At 39.7% G+C, this 18,097-nt stretch carries 19 protein-coding genes; 15 read left to right on the forward strand and 4 right to left on the reverse strand.

The genetic code is table 11. The features are described 5' to 3' along the window. Positions 1 to 349 precede the first annotated feature (349 nt). From FJR37_RS21145 to FJR37_RS21160, 4 genes are all read left to right on the forward strand, one after another. Positions 350 to 2,083 carry an iron uptake porin gene (locus tag FJR37_RS21145; protein ID WP_168467042.1) on the forward strand — a complete coding sequence of 578 codons (1,734 nt, stop codon included), beginning with the start codon at positions 350 to 352 and terminating at the stop codon, positions 2,081 to 2,083. 281 nt (positions 2,084 to 2,364) lie between these two features. Beyond that, a complete protein-coding gene (locus FJR37_RS21150) occupies positions 2,365 to 2,802 on the forward strand; it encodes an Rrf2 family transcriptional regulator (protein ID WP_039202393.1) in 438 nt (145 codons plus the stop codon). 17 nt (positions 2,803 to 2,819) lie between these two features. Then, positions 2,820 to 3,782 (forward strand): cysteine synthase A, encoded by a 963-nt coding sequence (cysK, locus tag FJR37_RS21155; RefSeq protein WP_039202392.1) that lies wholly within the window; start codon positions 2,820 to 2,822, stop codon positions 3,780 to 3,782. A 15-nt stretch (positions 3,783 to 3,797) separates the two neighbouring features. Next, a complete protein-coding gene (locus tag FJR37_RS21160) occupies positions 3,798 to 4,487 on the forward strand; it encodes a J domain-containing protein (protein ID WP_039202391.1) in 690 nt (229 codons plus the stop codon). A 16-nt stretch (positions 4,488 to 4,503) separates the two neighbouring features. On the opposite strand, the gene FJR37_RS21165 is transcribed toward FJR37_RS21160, so the two are convergent. The 3 genes from FJR37_RS21165 to FJR37_RS21175 all read right to left on the reverse strand — a co-directional run bounded on the left by FJR37_RS21165 (position 4,504) and on the right by FJR37_RS21175 (position 5,866). Next, positions 4,504 to 4,872, reverse strand: a complete 369-nt coding sequence (locus tag FJR37_RS21165) for a clan AA aspartic protease (protein ID WP_039202389.1) — start codon at positions 4,870 to 4,872, stop codon at positions 4,504 to 4,506. Beyond that, complete coding sequence (locus tag FJR37_RS21170) at positions 4,872 to 5,141, reverse strand: hypothetical protein (RefSeq protein ID WP_039202387.1); 270 nt, start codon at positions 5,139 to 5,141, stop codon at positions 4,872 to 4,874. Before FJR37_RS21170 ends, FJR37_RS21165 begins: the two co-directional genes overlap by 1 nt. A gap of 116 nt (positions 5,142 to 5,257) precedes the next feature. Continuing rightward, the gene (locus FJR37_RS21175; RefSeq protein WP_039202386.1) at positions 5,258 to 5,866 is read right to left on the reverse strand and encodes a hypothetical protein; all 609 of its coding nucleotides are present in this window, start codon (positions 5,864 to 5,866) and stop codon (positions 5,258 to 5,260) included. Between the two features lie 433 nt (positions 5,867 to 6,299). On the opposite strand from FJR37_RS21175, the gene FJR37_RS21180 reads away from it, so the two are divergent. From FJR37_RS21180 to FJR37_RS21210, 7 genes are all read left to right on the forward strand, one after another. Further along, entirely contained in the window at positions 6,300 to 6,854 is a 555-nt protein-coding gene (locus FJR37_RS21180; protein WP_039202385.1) for an RDD family protein, read from the forward strand. Between the two features lie 47 nt (positions 6,855 to 6,901). Continuing rightward, positions 6,902 to 7,096, forward strand: coding sequence for a 50S ribosomal protein L33 (gene rpmG / locus FJR37_RS21185; RefSeq protein ID WP_010998585.1), 195 nt, complete (start codon positions 6,902 to 6,904; stop codon positions 7,094 to 7,096). Positions 7,097 to 7,098: 2 nt separating this feature from the next. Continuing rightward, complete coding sequence (gene rpsR, locus FJR37_RS21190; protein WP_027403663.1) at positions 7,099 to 7,314, forward strand: 30S ribosomal protein S18; 216 nt, start codon at positions 7,099 to 7,101, stop codon at positions 7,312 to 7,314. Between the two features lie 420 nt (positions 7,315 to 7,734). Then, positions 7,735 to 9,795 carry a ribonuclease R family protein gene (locus tag FJR37_RS21195; protein ID WP_168467043.1) on the forward strand — a complete coding sequence of 687 codons (2,061 nt, stop codon included), beginning with the start codon at positions 7,735 to 7,737 and terminating at the stop codon, positions 9,793 to 9,795. Positions 9,796 to 10,224: 429 nt separating this feature from the next. After that, on the forward strand, positions 10,225 to 13,092 hold the full coding sequence (locus FJR37_RS21200) for a zinc-dependent metalloprotease (protein ID WP_168467044.1): 2,868 nt from the start codon (positions 10,225 to 10,227) through the stop codon (positions 13,090 to 13,092). A 309-nt stretch (positions 13,093 to 13,401) separates the two neighbouring features. Then, positions 13,402 to 13,857 carry a DUF29 domain-containing protein gene (locus FJR37_RS21205; RefSeq protein ID WP_168467045.1) on the forward strand — a complete coding sequence of 152 codons (456 nt, stop codon included), beginning with the start codon at positions 13,402 to 13,404 and terminating at the stop codon, positions 13,855 to 13,857. A 5-nt stretch (positions 13,858 to 13,862) separates the two neighbouring features. Then, the gene (locus FJR37_RS21210; protein WP_168467046.1) at positions 13,863 to 14,528 is read left to right on the forward strand and encodes a Uma2 family endonuclease; all 666 of its coding nucleotides are present in this window, start codon (positions 13,863 to 13,865) and stop codon (positions 14,526 to 14,528) included. A 64-nt stretch (positions 14,529 to 14,592) separates the two neighbouring features. Here the strand turns inward: FJR37_RS21210 and FJR37_RS21215 are convergent, their stop codons facing one another. After that, positions 14,593 to 15,714, reverse strand: a complete 1,122-nt coding sequence (locus tag FJR37_RS21215; protein ID WP_168467047.1) for a ferrochelatase — start codon at positions 15,712 to 15,714, stop codon at positions 14,593 to 14,595. 348 nt (positions 15,715 to 16,062) lie between these two features. Between FJR37_RS21215 and def the strand changes: the two genes are divergently transcribed. The 4 genes from def (at position 16,063) to FJR37_RS21235 (ending at position 18,086) form a co-directional block, all read left to right on the forward strand. Then, positions 16,063 to 16,626, forward strand: coding sequence for a peptide deformylase (gene def, locus FJR37_RS21220; protein WP_168467048.1), 564 nt, complete (start codon positions 16,063 to 16,065; stop codon positions 16,624 to 16,626). A 12-nt stretch (positions 16,627 to 16,638) separates the two neighbouring features. Next, positions 16,639 to 16,842 (forward strand): hypothetical protein, encoded by a 204-nt coding sequence (locus tag FJR37_RS21225; protein WP_027403670.1) that lies wholly within the window; start codon positions 16,639 to 16,641, stop codon positions 16,840 to 16,842. Between the two features lie 210 nt (positions 16,843 to 17,052). Further along, entirely contained in the window at positions 17,053 to 17,202 is a 150-nt protein-coding gene (locus FJR37_RS27825; RefSeq protein ID WP_335337412.1) for a hypothetical protein, read from the forward strand. Between the two features lie 77 nt (positions 17,203 to 17,279). Then, positions 17,280 to 18,086 (forward strand): PD-(D/E)XK nuclease family protein, encoded by an 807-nt coding sequence (locus FJR37_RS21235; protein ID WP_039200579.1) that lies wholly within the window; start codon positions 17,280 to 17,282, stop codon positions 18,084 to 18,086. The last annotated feature ends 11 nt before the right edge of the window (positions 18,087 to 18,097 follow it).

The raw sequence follows: 18,097 nt of genomic DNA on the forward strand, positions 1-18,097 counted from the left end.
TTATTTAATTCACATTCCTTAGAGTAAGTAAAACAGATTCAACTTTGACTCGGTATAACCAAAAATATATTACCAGGAAAATTGATACTTATTTGAACAGAAAATCTTATGTTGGTTATTAGAAAAAGTGATAGTATAACCACAGGATATAGTTGAAAGTTTTTGCATAAGTTAATTGCATTAAAGTTTAACAATTAGTTAATCAATTGTTAGCCTTGTGAAAGCTATGATTGTGGTAACGGTGGCAGCCATGCCTATTACACAGGTTTCAACAAGACTTCGCGTTTGTAACCAGTTGGCTACAGCGAACTCAAGTTATCCATATAAAGGTGTGAGGAGAAAAGGAAAAATGTCTAATATTTTGTGGAAATCCTTGGTGGTTAGCCCAGCAATTTTGGGAGCAGCACTGTTAGTGTCTTCAACAGCGATCGCCGCACCCAGTACCAGCAAGGACGCATCGGCAATAGAAACTTCCTCTACAACAGAAGTTTCTCAAAAGCCAGCAACATTGGCAACAGAAACCAAAGAAGCCCAAGTTTTGGCTCAGGTTAACCGCTACAGCAACGAAAACAATACTTCTTTAAATCAGGTAACATCAGTTTCCCAATTCTCTGACGTGCAACCTACAGATTGGGCATTCCAAGCTTTGCAATCTTTGGTAGAGCGCTATGGCTGTATTGCAGGTTATCCCAATGGCACATATCGCGGTAATCGGGCTTTAAGCCGTTACGAATTTGCCGCTGGTTTAAATTCTTGTTTAGATCGTGTAAATGAATTGATTGCCACAGCAACCGCTGATATGGTAACAAAGCAGGATTTAGCAACATTGCAGCGTTTGCAAGAAGAATTTTCTGCTGAATTGGCAACTTTACGCGGTCGAGTAGATGCTTTAGAAGGGCGGACTGCTGAACTAGAAGCCAATCAATTCTCCACTACCACTAAGTTAAAAGGTGAAGCTATTTTTGCTGTCACCGACGTTTTTGGTGGTGAAACAGGCAAAGCTAACCGGGCAGTTTTCCAGGATAGAGTGCGCTTAGGTTTAGAAACCAGCTTTACAGGTAGAGATATATTAACCACCCGTTTGGCTGCTGGTAATGCCACAGGCTTTAGTCTCCGAGATAATGCGAATAATCCTATTGCTGCTGGTGGAGTTGGCAAACAAACCTTTGAAGTTGGTGCAACTAACCCAGCTAACAGCGTTAAAATTGACAAGTTAACTTATGAAGCGCCTGTAGGACCTGCAAGAGTTTATCTTTCAGCTAGTGGTGGGCAACATAGTGATTATGCCGCTGTTAACAATCCTTACTTCTTTGATAAAACAGATGGTGGTAAAGGGGCTTTAAGTACCTTCGCATCTGAAAACCCCATCTACCGGATTGGTGGTGGTTCTGGTATTGCCTTGAATGTACCCTTTGGGAAACCCGGTGATAGTTTCTTGAAACCAAGTTCTCTCACATTAGGTTACTTAGCTGCAAACGCTAATGATCCCAGTCCCAGCAATGGCTTGTTTGATGGCAACTATGCAGCTTTAGGTCAGTTAAACTTTAACGTTGGTAATCGCGTTGCTTTGGCTGCCACCTATGTGCATGGTTATCAAAAAGCAGGTACTACCTTATTTGATTCAGGAATTGGTACTGGTGCTTTAGTAGGCACTGCACAAGCGAATACTTTAGGCGTTAATTCGGCAACAGGTGCTGCTAGTGCCTCTTCCAGCAACTCCTACGGTATTTCCGCAGCTATCAAGCCTAGCGATAAACTGTCTTTGAGTGGTTTCGTTTCCTACCATGATGTTACAGGCTTTGGAGCTAATGATGATAAAGAAGCTTGGAGCTATGGTGCAGGTTTAGCTTTACCTGATTTTGGTAAGAAAGGTAACGTCTTGGGTATCTTCGGTGGCGCTCAACCTTACTCACTAGGTGCGACTGGTAGAGAGACTCCATACCAAGTAGAAGGCTTCTATAAGTATCGCGTTTCTGAAAATGTATCCGTAACTCCTGGAGTTATTTGGATGACATCTCCTGGACAAAATAATACCAGTAATGATGCCTTTGTTGGTACACTCAGAACAACTTTTAGCTTCTAAATAGTTAAAAGTTTGTTGATAAGTTTCAACGTGATTTGACCCTGCCTCATGGCGGGGTTTTTTTGTGGAGAGAAAAACCCCAGTTAAGAACCGGAGTATACTGGAAAAGAGCTTAAGAGACTTCCAAATAAAAAAATGTCCCAAAACTGATGCAGAAATTCTCTCTCTGTGTACTCTGTGCCTCTGTGGTTCGTTTCTTAGGATAATTTATTTCTTGGAAGTCTCTAACTGTGAGGTTTTGCTCATTTTCATCCTTCAATTTTGATCTTGGACTACTGCTTGTGGAACTATCATGTAAATCTGAATACGCAATTTTGGCGTTATTAGAGATGGCTACTCATTATGAAAACGGTGAACCGATGCAAATTCGGCAAATTGCTCTGCAACAAAAGATACCTGATCGCTATTTAGAACAACTGTTAGCAACTTTGCGGCGGGGGGGTATAGTTAAAAGTCAACGGGGTTCAAAAGGCGGCTATTTATTGGCGCGAGAACCTCGGAAAATTAGTATCTTTGAGATTTTAGAATGTTTGGAAGGTTTAGATGTGCAGACTGGTGAACAAAATACTAACCCCACAAGTTTAGATAATTCTGTGGTGTCAGAAATTTGGCAAGAAGCACGTCAGGCGGCAAATTCAGTGTTACAAAATTATTCGCTTCAGGATCTTTGTGAAAAACGGGATTCCCGGAAGCAGTTGGATATCATGTACTACATTTGAAGACAGAAAATTTTATGATGCGGATTGTTGAAAATATTACGGAATTGGTGGGACGGACACCTCTAGTTAAGTTAAACCGGATTCCTCAAGAATTAGGTTGTGTGGCTACAATTCTCGTGAAATTGGAAAGTATGAACCCTTCGTCATCGGTAAAAGACCGCATTGGGGTAAGTATGATTATGGCGGCGGAAAAGGAAGGATTAATTGCCCCTGGGAAGACGATTCTGGTAGAACCAACATCGGGAAATACTGGGATTGCTTTGGCTATGGCAGCGGCGGCTAAGGGGTATCAATTAATTTTAACTATGCCGGAAACGATGAGTGCGGAACGGCGGGCGATGTTAAGGGCTTATGGGGCCCAATTGGAACTCACTCCGGGAATTGCGGGGATGAGTGGGGCGATTCGGCGGGCGCAGGAGATTGTGGATAGAACACCATACTCTTATATGTTGCAACAGTTCCGCAATCCGGCTAATGCCCAAATTCACCGGGAAACTACGGCGGAGGAAATTTGGGAGGATACGGATGGATTGGTGGATATGATTGTGGCGGGTGTGGGGACTGGGGGGACGATTACTGGGGTGGCGGAAGTTTTGAAGGCCCGGAAACCAAGTTTTCAGGCGATCGCTGTCGAACCAGCTAATAGCCCGATATTATCGGGAGGTAAACCAGGTCCCCATAAAATTCAGGGCATTGGGGCGGGTTTTATTCCCCAAGTCTTAAAGGTAGAATTGATTGATGAGGTAATTACGGTTACTGATGAGGATGCGATCGCCTTTAGTCGCAAATTAGCCAGGGAGGAAGGGCTACTATCGGGCATTTCCAGTGGTGCAGCCCTCTGTGCAGCGGTGCGTGTTGCCCAACGTCCAGAGAATCAGGGACGCTTAATTGTGATGATTCAGCCTAGTTTCGGTGAGAGATATTTAAGTACACCCTTATTCCAAGACCTAGAAGCGAAAACAGCAACTAGTGCCAATTAACAATCTATTGGATTCATGTCCGATTTTAACCACTACGACACCCTAAAAGTTAGTAACAATGCAAGTCTTGCGGAGATTAAACAAGCTTATCGCCGCTTGGTGAAAATTTTTCATCCTGATAGCAATCAAGAAATCACAGACAATGAACAAATTATTCGTGTTAATGCTGCCTATGAGGTTTTAAGTGACAGTAAAAGTCGTTTTAATTATGATGAAAAACTCCGTCACAGTCAGCAAAAATTCCATCAAGTTCGCCAAAAACGTGCAGAATATGCCCAACAGCACCACAAAGCAACTAGGAAAACGAGAAAAGATGTTGATGAAAACGTTGAAGAATGGTTACGTTTAGTTTATAAACCAGTAAATCGGATACTTTCAACAATTCTCAATTCTTTAGAATCACAAATTGACGAATTAGCCGCAGATCCTTTTGATGATGATCTTTTAGACGAATTTCAAGATTATTTAGCATCCTGTCGGGAAGATTTACGAGACGCACAAATTAAGTTTCGTTCTTTGCCAAATCCTACTAGTTTTGCAGCCGCAGCAGCCCATATTTACTATTGTATGAGTCAAGTGGCAGATGGAATAGAGGAGTTAGCCTACTTCCCATTAAGCTATGATGATCGTTATTTGCACACAGGACAAGAATTATTTCGGATAGCGAAAAGATTGTATCGGGAAGCGCAAGAGTCGGTTACTTGATGAGACATACTCAAAGTTACAAAATATCATCAACGATAACCGTACCACCATCACAGAAATCTATACTGAGATGATAATCTGCAAGTAGCGCAGTTCCAATCAGAGGACGACTACCCATTGCCAATACTGCAACCTCGCGTTCTATACCTTGCCAGAGAATAGTTGCCAAATGAACATTGACTCCAATACTGGAATTATCAGCCAAATTTGCATCAATTCGAGCAATGTATGGCAGCCCAAGTTCTGTAATTACAACTGGGGGTAAAGTTAAAAAACCTTCAAAACCCGTATCAACAACACATTCAATTTCTATATTTGCAGGTTCTGATAAACAAATAATCAAATTAATTTGAGCTTGAAGCCCAAATACGTTTCCATGTATCACTATGTTGTCCTAATTAATGTACCACCAACAGCATAAACTGCATTAAAGCCGATTCTTCCTGCCCAAATTGGGGCATCAGGTTGTTTTGCTTGCAATCGGCGACTTGTAATAATTAAATCATCACCAATTTCATATTCACCAGTTTCTACATTAATTGAAATAATTTTGCCAATGTTCTCTGTTTTCTCTGCTAAAGGACGAATGATTTTTTCATAGATTTCTTTGCCCCGGTTGGTAATTTCTTCACCACTGATTTTAGGGTTAAGCATAGAGAGAACCTTCCAATTCAAGTTAATATACTTCTGTTATGATTCTAATACAGAAACTACAGTATGGTTAACAAGCCAAACATCTGACGGACTCCTGACTCTTAACTCCTGCTGTATTAACCGATAGGATAACATCCCGGATTGACGGCATGGATAAATTCACTACCGGCTAATGGTCTTCCCCGTTTATAAGCGGCTTCTTGTGGTTGTCCCCACCCTAATTGTAAAATAATTTCTAGAAAGTTCAGATTTTCCCACTTTAATAAAGTTGCCCATTCTGTTCTTTGGACAATTCTTTCTACATCTACTGTGTTGACTTTTTGATGTTGTTTACCATTACTAAAACTTAGATATAAATCCATTTCTTCTGTCACCAGATACCAAAATTCTAAAAGAGAATCTTTGGCGGGTTTCAATATTTCTAAATCACTTTCTAATGCAATCAATTCTGGATCAATTTCTGGATAATGGAGATTTTTACCTTTAATATGAATATCTTTCCAGATAATGCCAGAAACTTGATTTTCTCGTTGATATTCATGAATAGAGGCTTTAAAATCTTGGTAAGCTGTGAATCTTTGTACTCCGTCGGTTTTAATAAACGGATCTATAACAGGATTACTAGCAACGGTTATATCTAACTTTAACCTTTCTCCTTTTAAGCAAGCTTGGCGTTCGATTGCCAAAATCTGAATTAACTCTTGGGTATTGTAAATATTTGACATCAGAACAAGACCTAATTAGTTATTAGTTATTAGTTATGAAACTAATTGTTAATTTTGTGTCAGATGGTCATCAAGATTGAGTGAAGATTTACAGCAGAATTTAGGAGTCAGGAGTCAGGAGTCAGGAGTCAGAAGTAAAAAGAGTTTGCTGTCTGGTTTTGAATTTAGATCCTGTACCTTATTAATCTGCAATCTGATTTAATTATTATCTCTTAATATAAATATAAATGCCGTATCAGAATCAACTATTTGTTGTATTGTTTATTTCAGGGAATAAAAATTGATACAGATCCTTTAAATACCTTCTGTGAAGGGAGGGAACAGTTTCAACTATCTGCATATCCTCAATTTTCCAGATCCGACAAAGAAATATGCTGTAAGTCTACACAGATTTAAATAAATCTACAATTATACCACTAGCGAGGTAAAGGGTATGACTCTTGTTAAGGTAAATCAAAGACACTACCCCAAAGGGGATCTTACTCGTCGAGGAATGGCTTTAGCTATGGACTTTTTCGGTGCATGGTTACTGAGTTCTATAGTGAGAAGTAATGAAATTGGTATTCAATTTGCCCAAATCTTTGTGTTTATTTTTGCTTGGTTAATTTTTCGCGTAGTCGTAGTTTACAACAATCAGGGACAAAGTTTAGGACGTTGGGCGTTTGATTTAAAGATCCTAGAAGTCGTAAATGGGGAAATAGTCAACAGAATCCCGCAATTTCAGACATTATTACTGCGAGAAGGGATTATTTGCTTTTCTAGCTTATTATTATCCATTTTTTTGGGGAATATCATCCTCAACCCCGCCGCTGTTGTATTATTGCTTCCCTTAATCATTGACGGGGGTGCAGCTTTATCTGATACTCAGATGCGTCAGGCTTTCCATGACCGCTTTTTTCGGACGGTTATAGTTTCTTCCCGTCGGGGTTATTCATTAGATATAAAAATTAAACGGTTGGTTGAAAAATTTCCCCGAAATATGAGATAATAACCATTTGTGTTAATTATCCTCCAGGCTTTACAGTTTGTAAGATTATGGCTAAAAGTAAAGGTGCGCGCATAATAGTGACACTAGAATGCACCGAGTGTCGGACAAATCCAGATAAACGTTCCCCTGGCGTATCTCGTTATACCAGTACCAAGAACCGTAGGAACACAACCAACCGTTTAGAACTGAAAAAGTTCTGTACCCACTGCAATAAACACACAGTTCACAAGGAAATTAAGTAAGAATGAGTTACTATCGTCGTCGCCTTTCTCCAATTAAGCCCGGAGATGCCATTGATTACAAAGATGTAGATTTGTTGCGGAAGTTTCTTACCGAACGTGGTAAAATTTTGCCTCGGAGAATCACTGGTTTAACCTGTCAGCAACAACGCGCCCTGACTTTAGCCATTAAACGCGCCCGGATTGTGGCTTTGTTACCCTTCATTAACGCCGAAGGTTAAGAATATTTTGGATTTTGGATTTTGGATTGTCCAAAAAAAAGTAGCATTTGCATGGATATTGCCTGGTTACTTTGGGTCCAAAATCTAAAATTTAATATTTAATGTTAGGAAATTGCCAAAAACATTTAATTAATTCATTCTCAAAAATGGTACGATATCGCTAAATTTGAGAATGAAATTGTCAAAGGTGATAGCATTCTTCATAGCAAATTATTAAATAAGTAGGTGAGCGTTGAAAATTGTCGTTATGGCAAGGCAAAAGGCAAGAGGCAAGAGGCAAGAGTGAAGAGGGTTTGGGCGATTTTACATTTCTTTACACAGTTTGGTTTTATTGTGTTCACCTACTTAAAGGATTAAATACCCGTTATTTAATCCGCAATCTCCAGTCTAAAAATCTAAAAATATTAAAGTGCGACAGTTGTGGATAAGGGGACGTTAGTTGAATTTAGGGTTCAAAGCGATCGCCGTCTAGGAGTGGTGGATCGTCCAGACGGTAAAACTCGTTGGTTTGTAGTAGATGAACGTGGTCAATCTCACAGTCTTGCACCTCGCCAATTTACCTACACAGTGAATGGACAAACCTATAAACCAGGCGAAATCGCTGATTTCTTAAGTCAAGTCCAACCTTATCTAGATCCATCAAGTCTAGAGATAGCGTGGGAACTACTCATTGAAGATGGAGAAACTGTCACTCCTAGCCAATTGGCAAATATATTATTTTCGGAATCCACGCTTCCTCAGTGTTATGCAGCCCATTATTTGTTATCGGAGGATAAACTCTATTTCAAACAAAAAGGAGACGCTTACGAACCCCGCAGCACGGCACAAGTAGCAGAACGCAAACACCAGATTGAAGTAGAATCCCAAAAAGCCAGGGGACAGCAGGAATTTTTAGCCCGTGTAGAACAGGCACTTCAGGGACAAGTAGTAGAATGGCAACGACTAGACCGCCAACGCTTAGAAGCCATAGAAAAGTATGCGACTTTGTTAGCTGATGTTGTCATGCTCAAGGTAAATTACGACTCTTTAGCTCGTGCTTGTCCGCCTTCAGCCCCAGTATTAGAAACTATGAATATGCTGGGACGTTCTGCTACGCCCCAGGCGGCATTTCAACTTTTGATAGATTTGGGTTGGTGGACTTCCCATGAGAATCTGTTTCTGCGCCGTTCATCAATCTCCGTTCAATTTCCGCAAAAGGTATTAGAAGTGGCGCAAAAACGTTGGGATTTTCCTCCTACAGATTTGGACACAAACCGTCTTGATCTTACACATCTCAAGGTGTACACCATTGATGATGAAAGCACTACGGAAATAGACGATGGTTTGAGTTGGGAGGTATTACCAGATGGTAAGCAACGGTTATGGGTACATATTGCTGACCCCACCCGGTTACTAATACCGGATGATGAGTTGGATTTGGAAGCCAGAAAACGGGGGAGTACGGTTTATTTACCGACGGGGATGATTCCTATGTTTCCAGAGGTGTTGGCTACAGGTCCCATGAGTTTGGTACAGGGGAAGGTCTGTTGCGCCCTCAGCTTTGGGGTGATTTTAGATGAAGTTGGGGCGGTTGAAGATTATTGTATCCACGCTGGTTTGATCAAGCCTACCTATCGTCTTACCTACGAGGATGTTGATGAGATGTTGGAGTTGGGAGTACAGGCTGAACCGGAAATTGAGGCGATCGCTAATTGGGCAAAAATCCGCAAAAATTGGCGTTATTGTCAAGGCGCTATCAGTATCAATATGCCCGAAGCCATGATCAAAGTCAAAGACGATAATATTAATATTGATGTTTTAGATGATTCTTCATCCCGCCAATTAGTCGCAGAAATGATGATTCTTGCTGGCGAAGTAGCAGCGCGTTATGGTCAAACCCATAATATCCCTCTCCCCTTTCGTGGTCAACCCCAACCAGAATTACCCCCAGACGAGGAATTACTGCAACTCCCCGCTGGTTTTGTGCGTTCTTGTGCCATGCGTCGCTGTATGCCTAAGAGTGAAATGAGCATTACACCGATGCGTCACGCTGGGCTGGGTTTAGATACCTACACTCAAGCTACCTCTCCCATTCGTCGTTACAGCGACTTACTCACTCACTTCCAACTGAAAGCACATTTACGCGGTGAAGGTTTACCTTTCTCTGCTGAACAACTCAAAGAAGTGATGATGACAGTCATGAGTACCACCCAAGAAGCAACAATGGTGGAACGACAAACTAATAGATATTACGCCTTAGAATATTTACGTCGTCATCCTGAACAAGTTTGGCAGGTGACAGTATTAATGTGGTTACGAGAGGATAGCAATTTAGCACTAATTTTACTAGAAGATTTGGGGTTACAGTTGCCTATGTCCTTCCGGCGTTCTGTCAGTTTGGGAGAAAATTTATTAGTGAAAGTTAGTTTGGCTGATCCCCAAAAAGATATGATTCATTTCCAAGAAATTATGTATCAGGAAGCCCAATCGGTTACAAATTAAGGCGTTCGCCTTTGGCGTGGCGCAGTTGTATTATATTCGCCAAAAACTTTTCAAATACAGCACTTCCTGCTGTTATGAGGTACAAAGTTTCATCGCCAATCCTGTAGGGGCGCAGGGTCTGCGCCCTTAATTGTATTGCATTCAACCTGCAACTGCTGTAATCTCTCACGCAGAGGCGCAGAGTCGCAGAGAGTAAGAGTTTGAACCTTCTATCAAGTAAGGGACTTCCAAGAAATAAAATCCCCACAAAATTGGGTAATTTATTTTTTGGTGTTCCCTAAGTAGTCGGACAAAATTAAATTCACTCGTTGAGAGAGGGAACAGGGAACACTTCGACAAGCTCAGTGCATCGCAGGGAACAGGGAACAGAAAAATCAATTGTGTAATTAATTCTGTCCCATTACTTAATAATTATTAGGAACTTTGGGAATGAATAAATTTACTTTATCTCTCATTTTTTTAAATAGTCTATTTGTGTCTATAGGAACTGCTAACGCTCAATCATTAATAAATAATCATCGTAATTCAGATATAGGAATAGAAAGAAAAACCCCTAATGTGGATGAAATTTCCCAACAATTAAAACTACCACATTCAAAAATAGCAGTTATTGATCAGAATCATCAGGTCAAACAACAAAATTTTGTTTGGGTATTTAAGGATTTAAAGGAAGTTGGTAAACAGCCATTTCTTCAAGTTAAGAAGGAAACAGAGAAACCGAAAACTAAGCCTGAATCTAATGCTAAATCACCGAAAGAAGATGAATTGGAAGATTTTGCAGAGGTTACAAAAGATACTCAAAAGTCAGAGGGAATCTTTACTATTTATCGTCATCAGCATAAAAATAAAATTTATCTAGAAATTAAACCAGAACAACTCCAAAAAAACTTTCTTGCAACTTCAACTTTAGAATCAGGAATTGGTGAAAAGGGTATTTATAGTGGAATGCCATTACAAGACTTCTTATTCTATTTTCAAAAGATAGATAATCAAATCCAGTTTGTGGTTCGTAATGTCAATTTTCGGACTCGTGAAGGAGATCCCCAAGCCAAATCAGTAGCTAGATCATTTAGTGATTCCGTGCTTTACACTATTCCTATTAAAAGTATTCATTCAGAAAGAAAAACCATTATTATTGATTTAGGTGATTTATTACTTACAGACTTAGCCGGATTAGCTAGTAATTTAGAATTAGCTGCTAGTCCCGAACAAGCTTATCTTGGTAATGCGAAAGTATTTCCCGGTAATTTAGAACTCGAAGCGATTTTCAATTTTGCTAATGCGGGTAAGTATGAAGGCAATAATTCGGATGTTTTACCTGATAGTCGCGGTTTTACCTTAAAGGTGCATTATAGTTTATCGGAATTACCAAAAAGTAAATATCAACCTCGGTTAGCTGATGAACGGGTAGGTTATTTCCTCACAGCTTATCAAGATTTATCTAAAGATGAACGGAGAGATCCTTTTGTTCGTTATATTAATCGCTGGAATTTAGAAAAACAAGATCCTACAGCCGCAATTTCTCCACCGAAAAAACCGATTGTTTTTTGGATTGATAATGCTGTGCCTCTAGAATATCGTGATGCTATCAAAGAGGGAGTTTTGATGTGGAATCAAGCCTTTTTGAAAGCGGGATTTAAGGATGCTATTCAAGTCCAACAAATGCCCGATAATGCTACTTGGGACCCGGCAGATATTCGCTATAATACTATCCGTTGGATTAATACTGTGGATGGTTTTTTTGCGATGGGTCCATCCCGTGTTAATCCCTTAACTGGGGAAATTCTAGATGCAGATATTTTGATTGATGGTAGTTTTGTCCGGTTGTTAAAAAATGATTATCGGCAAATTATTCAACCTCAAAATTCACAAACTCGCACTTCTTTATCAGCATTAGTTAACAATGGGCGTTTGTGTGACAAAGGTAATCAAAAATCTCCCAAATCATTAGGCAATTTGTCTAAACTGGCGACAAATTATGATTTATGCTACGGCATGGAAGCATCTAATCAGTTAGCTTTTGGTTCTTTGGCAATGTCTATGTTAGGAAATAGTCCACCAAGTCCAAAGGAGTTAAAAGATTATATCCATCAATATTTACGTTTAATTATTACCCATGAAGTTGGTCATACTTTGGGTTTGCGGCATAATTTCCGGGGTAGTACCTTACTCTCTCCTGTTGAGATGAATAATCCAGAAATTACCCAGACTAAAGGGATGACAGCATCGGTTATGGATTATATTCCTCCTAATATTGCTCCTGATGGTGTCAAGCAGGGAGATTATTTTCCCAATCAGGTGGGACCTTATGATGAATGGGCAATTGAGTATGGTTATAGTCCTAGTCAAGCGACAACTACCCTGGGAGAAAAGTCGTTTTTAGCGGCAATTGCAGGACAATCTAATCAACGGGAATTGAGTTATGCTCCTGATGAGGATTTATCTAATAGTGATCCAACTGTAAATCCTTGGGATCATAGTGGTAATGTATTGGTTTATTCTCAGTCACAATTGGCCAATGCGCGGCGGATGTGGGAACGATTAAATAAGGGATATACTATAGATGAAGAGAGTTCCAGCGATGTAGAAGAGCGTTTCAATAGTATTTTGAGGAATTATTTACAGAATTTATACTATACCAGTAAATATATTGGTGGTCAGTCTTTTTACCGAGTTAAACCAAGTGATACTAAAGGACAATTACCATTTGTTCCTGTGTCGGTAGAACAACAGCGACAAGCATTGATGACAATGCAAAATTATGTTTTTGCGGAAGATGCTTTGAAATTTCCCCCGGAATTACTGAATAAGTTAGTACCTTCGCGGTGGTTACATTGGGGGACTAGTATTCAGCAAGGACGGTTAGATTATCCGATTCATGATTTAGTGTTGTTGGTGCAGACTGCCGTGTTGCGGGATTTATTGGCAAGCGATCGCCTCACTCGTCTCAAGGATTTAGAATTAAAAAGTGAACCAGGAAAATCTCTCACCTTGCCAGAATTATTTGATACTTTACAATCTGGGATTTGGTCGGAAGTTCTGCAACCCCAAGGTAAATTACAAATTTCTAGTTTGCGGAGAGGTTTACAACGGGAATACCTGGAAATAATGATGGAAATGGTCTTGCGAAAGGAATCTGTTCCTGAAGATGCCCGAACTTTAGCTTGGTATAAACTCAAGCAGTTAAATAGTAAATTAAAACGGGTAAATTCTGAAGATGAATATACTCAGGCTTTCTTATTAGAAACACGCGATCGCATTGAGAAGACTTTGAATGCACCATTGGTAGGGAATTGATGTAGACCTACCTAGTAGTCTGTCAACCCGAAAATGACGGGTGAAGGCAAGCAGGGGAGGTAGGGGAGGTAGGGGAGGTAGGGGAGGTAGGGGAGGTAGGGGAGGTAGGGAGGTAGGGGAGGTAGGGGAGGTAGGGGAGGTAGGGGAGGTAGGGGAGGTAGGAGAGGTAGGGGAGGAAAGAACAGAAGTTTTTTCGGATTATTACCCGTCAAAATAAATTTGACGAACTACTAGCGTTATAATTAGGAAAACTGGAGTAATTGATGAATTACCCCGATTTGTAATTTATGTGAGAAACACGAGGCATTTGTGAAAACTACATTAACCACCTCATCTCCTGTTCTCTATGATGAAGATTTTAATTTATGGGTTAATTCAACCATTGAATTATTGCAACAAAAAAGATTTGATGAATTAGATATTAAAAATCTAATTGCTGAAGTAGCAAGTATGGGAAATAATGATAAGAAATCAATTAAAAGTAATTTACGAATTTTGTTGATGCACCTGTTAAAATGGCAGTATCAACCAGACAAACGGACAAACAGTTGGCGCACAACCATTAAGGAACATCGCAACCGCTTAGAGGATGATTTTGCTGATAGTCCTAGTTTAAAGAATTATTTTTTAGAAGTATTTAATGAATGTTATCAAAAAGCTAGAGATTTAGCATCATCGGAAACTGGTTTATCTCTTGGTGTTTTTCCGGTTGAATGTCCCTTTGATATTGATGCAGTGATGAAATCTGACTTTTTCCCATATTGAAGAAAATGATTGAGTTACAAACCCAGTTACCCACAGATACATGGATTTACACTTCTTGGGCAGATTATGAGCAGATAATTGTCAATTTGCTCAACGAAAAAGCGAAAAGTTACTACTATAAAGGGTATATGAGGCTGGAAATGGCACCAGTTAGTTTTGATCACGGTAAAGACCATGTTGTAATTATTTTTGCGGTAACTCTATTTGCGACAATTAGAGGGATTCTAGCTACAGGTTTAGACACCACTACTTTTCGTAAAACTGGTATTCAGGACTGTCAGCCTGATGTGGCGTATTACTTGCGAGAACGCGCCCAATCTATCCCCACTGGTACAGGCATTATCAAACTTGATCTGTATCCTGCACCAGATTTGGTGATTGAGATTGCGAAAACATCTCTCCTTGATGATTTGGGGACAAAGCGATCGCTCTACGAAGATTTGGGTGTTGCTGAATATTGGGTGGTAGATGTCCAAAATGCCCAAATCATCGCTTATGCTATGGCAGATCAAGGTAGTAAACGTATTCAAGAATCACAGGTATTTCCTGGTTTGGCAATTGCAATTTTAGAGGAAGCTTTACGCCGTAGTCGTGAAATGAGTCAATCTGAAGTTGGTGCTTGGTTATTGAACCAGTTTCAGGAAAAGGAGGGCAGTTTGGAGCATTGTTAATTTTGCACAAGTGCCTGTCACCTGTCACCTCCCTTCACTAGAAGACTTATTCAGCAACCCCTACTTAATGATGGTGATGGTGGTGAGTAATAGCTGATTGGGAATTAACAGCCATACCTTCCGTTTCCATCAACTCTGCTATATGTGCATTTGCCCATTCAGCAGCCATAGCTAAAAATTGTGGATCATCATTAACACAAGCCATTTGTAAATAATCTACATCTGGATGTTGTTTTTCCAAATCATGAATAATGTGATGCACATCTAACAAAGTTTCATGATTTTCTGTAGCAAAACCAATGGGCATAAATAGCAATACCTTTGCACCCAATTGAATCAAATTTTGAGCAGCTTGGGTAGCATTTGGTTGAGTCCATTCAATTAATGGGGTATCGTGGTTCAACCAACCCACAGAAATTAATGGGTAATTGTTAATTAACTTATTTCTGACTAACTCATACATGGCTTGACTTTCATCAATCCCAGAGGTAAAGCCTTTCGCTTTGTGGGGACAACCATGATTCATCAAGATAATCCCAATTTGCGAAGGTAAATAACCTGTAGCCAAATCAGTATGAATTTTTTCTTCTACCAAATGCGCCATTAAATCAATATATTTTGGCTCATTGTAGAACGAAGGAATATATTTTTGGGCTTTAATCCAATGTTCATCACCATCAGCTAATTCTACCAGAGCATTATTCACCTGTTCAATCGCAATACCACTGGTAAAAATGGAATCAACAACCAATAATGGATAAATCAGCAGTTTGCTAAAGCCTTGATCTTTAATTTCGGCTAAAACTTGGTTTGGTAAAAAAGGAGCGCAGAAGTTAAAAGCTTTAAAAACTTGAACACCATTACCCCATTTATGTTGTAATTCGTGTTCAATACCCGCTCTTTGTCTTTCAAAAATGGCATTATGAGGGGAAATAAAATCATGATGTGTGTGTCCCCATTCATGACGATCGAATAATGCCAAAAGCTTTGCTAAAGGGGGATAAATCCAAGTGGGAACAGGAGCGAATTTAGCCGTCAGTAAATTTAAAGCTTGTTCGTTATAGTTAGCAAAATCTTCATAGCTTTCAACTTCGCCATAGCCCATAAGTAACACGGCTACACGGTCTTTACTGGGTAGATGATCGTGGCTATGGGTAGCGTGCAGTTTTTCGGGGGTTGCAACCACAATGAGTTCCTCAAGATAACCAAAACAGAGAGACAAGCCTAGACAATTACTAGATTATCTCTATTAATTTGTAGCATAATATCCTATCCAGGGGGATGGGATAAAAATAAAAATAAAAATACACATCTACATTCATAAGTTAACCTGTGCAAAAGGCTCCCTACCCCTACCCCTACCCCTACCCCTACCCCTACCCTACCCCTACCCCTACCCCCACTCCCCCAACTCCCCCCACTCCCCCAACTCCCCAACTCCCCCACTCCCCCAACTCCCCAACTCCCCCACCCCCCCACTCCCCACTAACGATAGAATTAAAATATATTGTTCACTATCAAGCCATCAAAAACCATGCCGTCTGACATTGCTGTCGAGAAGAAAAAATTAAAAAATCCACCTTTGCAAATGCACTACTTAGGCGATCGCGTTTTGCGTCAACCGGCAAAGCGGGTTACTAAAATAGATGACGAACTCCGCCTACTAGTGCGCGAAATGCTGCAAACTATGTATAGCTCAGATGGCATTGGTTTGGCTGCACCTCAAGTTGGCATCAATAAACAACTTATCGTTATTGACTGCGAACCAGATCAACCTAATCATCCGCCATTAGTGTTAATTAACCCTACCATTAAACAGGTTAGCAGTAAGCTCTGTGTGGCTCAGGAAGGGTGCTTAAGTATTCCTAATGTCTTTCTAGATGTAAAACGTCCAGAAATGGTAACAATCGCCTATAAAGACGAATATGGTCGTCCCCAAACCTTAACAGCAGGTGATTTACTCGGTCGCTGTATTCTTCACGAATTGGATCACCTTAATGGTGTGGTATTTGTAGATCGTGTAGAAAATTCCTTGACTTTAAACGAAGAGTTATCTAAAAATGGCTTCTCGTATCAGGCAGTGAAACCAGTAGTATAGGGTGGTCTAGTAGTGTATTTAACTCCAAAAAGCGGTTTATTTTTAGGTGGTGCTTGTGTTGCAGCGATCGCCGCTGTTGGTTCAGTTTTTGAATTGAGTTATGGAGAACCAGATTTTGGTGTCCCAACCACTGCCATTATCCTAGCTTTGAGCATTCCTCTCACCGTATTCTTTTTTATTGCCGCAGTGAGGGATGCACGAGATAATATAGGATAAGCATCAGGTATATGAAAAAGGTAAGAGGATGAATGAGGAATGCACACTTCACCCTTTTACCTTTTATTTTTTACTAAGTAATTGATGATTATAAATCATGAAAATTCAACTAAAACCAGAAACTGAAGAACTGATCCAGTCCTATATTGCCACAGGTCATTATACCAATGCCGACGATGTGATAATTAAAGCACTTAAAGTGTTATCGGAGTGGAAAAAAGAGGATCAGGAATGGAAGGAACACGCAAAAAAGTCGCTGTAGGACTTGCCCAAATTGACCGAGGTGAAGTGGTTAGTAGTGATGTTGTTATGGCTAGATTACAAGAAAAAATTAGAATTGCTCGTGAGAATAAAAAATAATGGAGTATATTCTATCTGTAGGGGCAAGTCAGGACATAGAATCTTTATTTTTGGATTTAGATCAATAAAATAGAATCATGCTACCAACTTCTACCCCCATACTCCGACTTTCCCAAGGACATCTAAACTTACTCGCAGCTTGTCCCCGTAAATTCCAACATAGCTACTTAGAACAACTAAATACTCCTCTAGATCCTAAACACGAAGAATATCAAATTTTAGGTAGTCGGTTTCACTTGCTTATGCAGCAGCGAGAAATGGATTTACCTATTAATAAATTACTACAAGCAGATCCTCAATTACAAAATTGGATGACTGACTTTAGCAAAATTGCTCCAGAAATATTTATAACTAATATTGATAATCAAAGCTTTCGAGAAAGCGAACATTATCGAACATTACAAATTGGTAATTATCTCCTAACTGTCATTTATGATTTATTAATTGTTGACCAAAATCAAGCCCAGATTCTCGACTGGAAAACCTATCCCCAACCACCAAAAAGAGAAACATTAGCTAAAAATTGGCAAACAAAACTTTATCTCTACGTCATGGCAGAAACTAGCAACTATTTATTAGAAAATATTTCCCTAACCTACTGGTTTGTGCAATCAAAAGAGCAAACTAAACATATTAAATTTTGTTATAATGAGAAAGAACATCAGAAAACAGCACAGGAATTAAATCAACTATTAAACAATCTCACTCAATGGGTAAAAGATTATCAGAATAATATACCATTACCCCAAATTGCCAAATCCCAGAAAATATGTGAATCTTGTCAATATGCCATGAGGTGTCACCGTCAAAAAATCAAAGAAGAAACTATGGATATTGATCAAAATTTCCCTAATTTAGAAAACATTGCCGAAGTCTCACTTTAAAATCAAACTTA

The sequence above is a fragment of the Aphanizomenon sp. UHCC 0183 genome, from assembly GCF_009712065.1.
GTDB lineage: Bacteria > Cyanobacteriota > Cyanobacteriia > Cyanobacteriales > Nostocaceae > Dolichospermum > Dolichospermum heterosporum.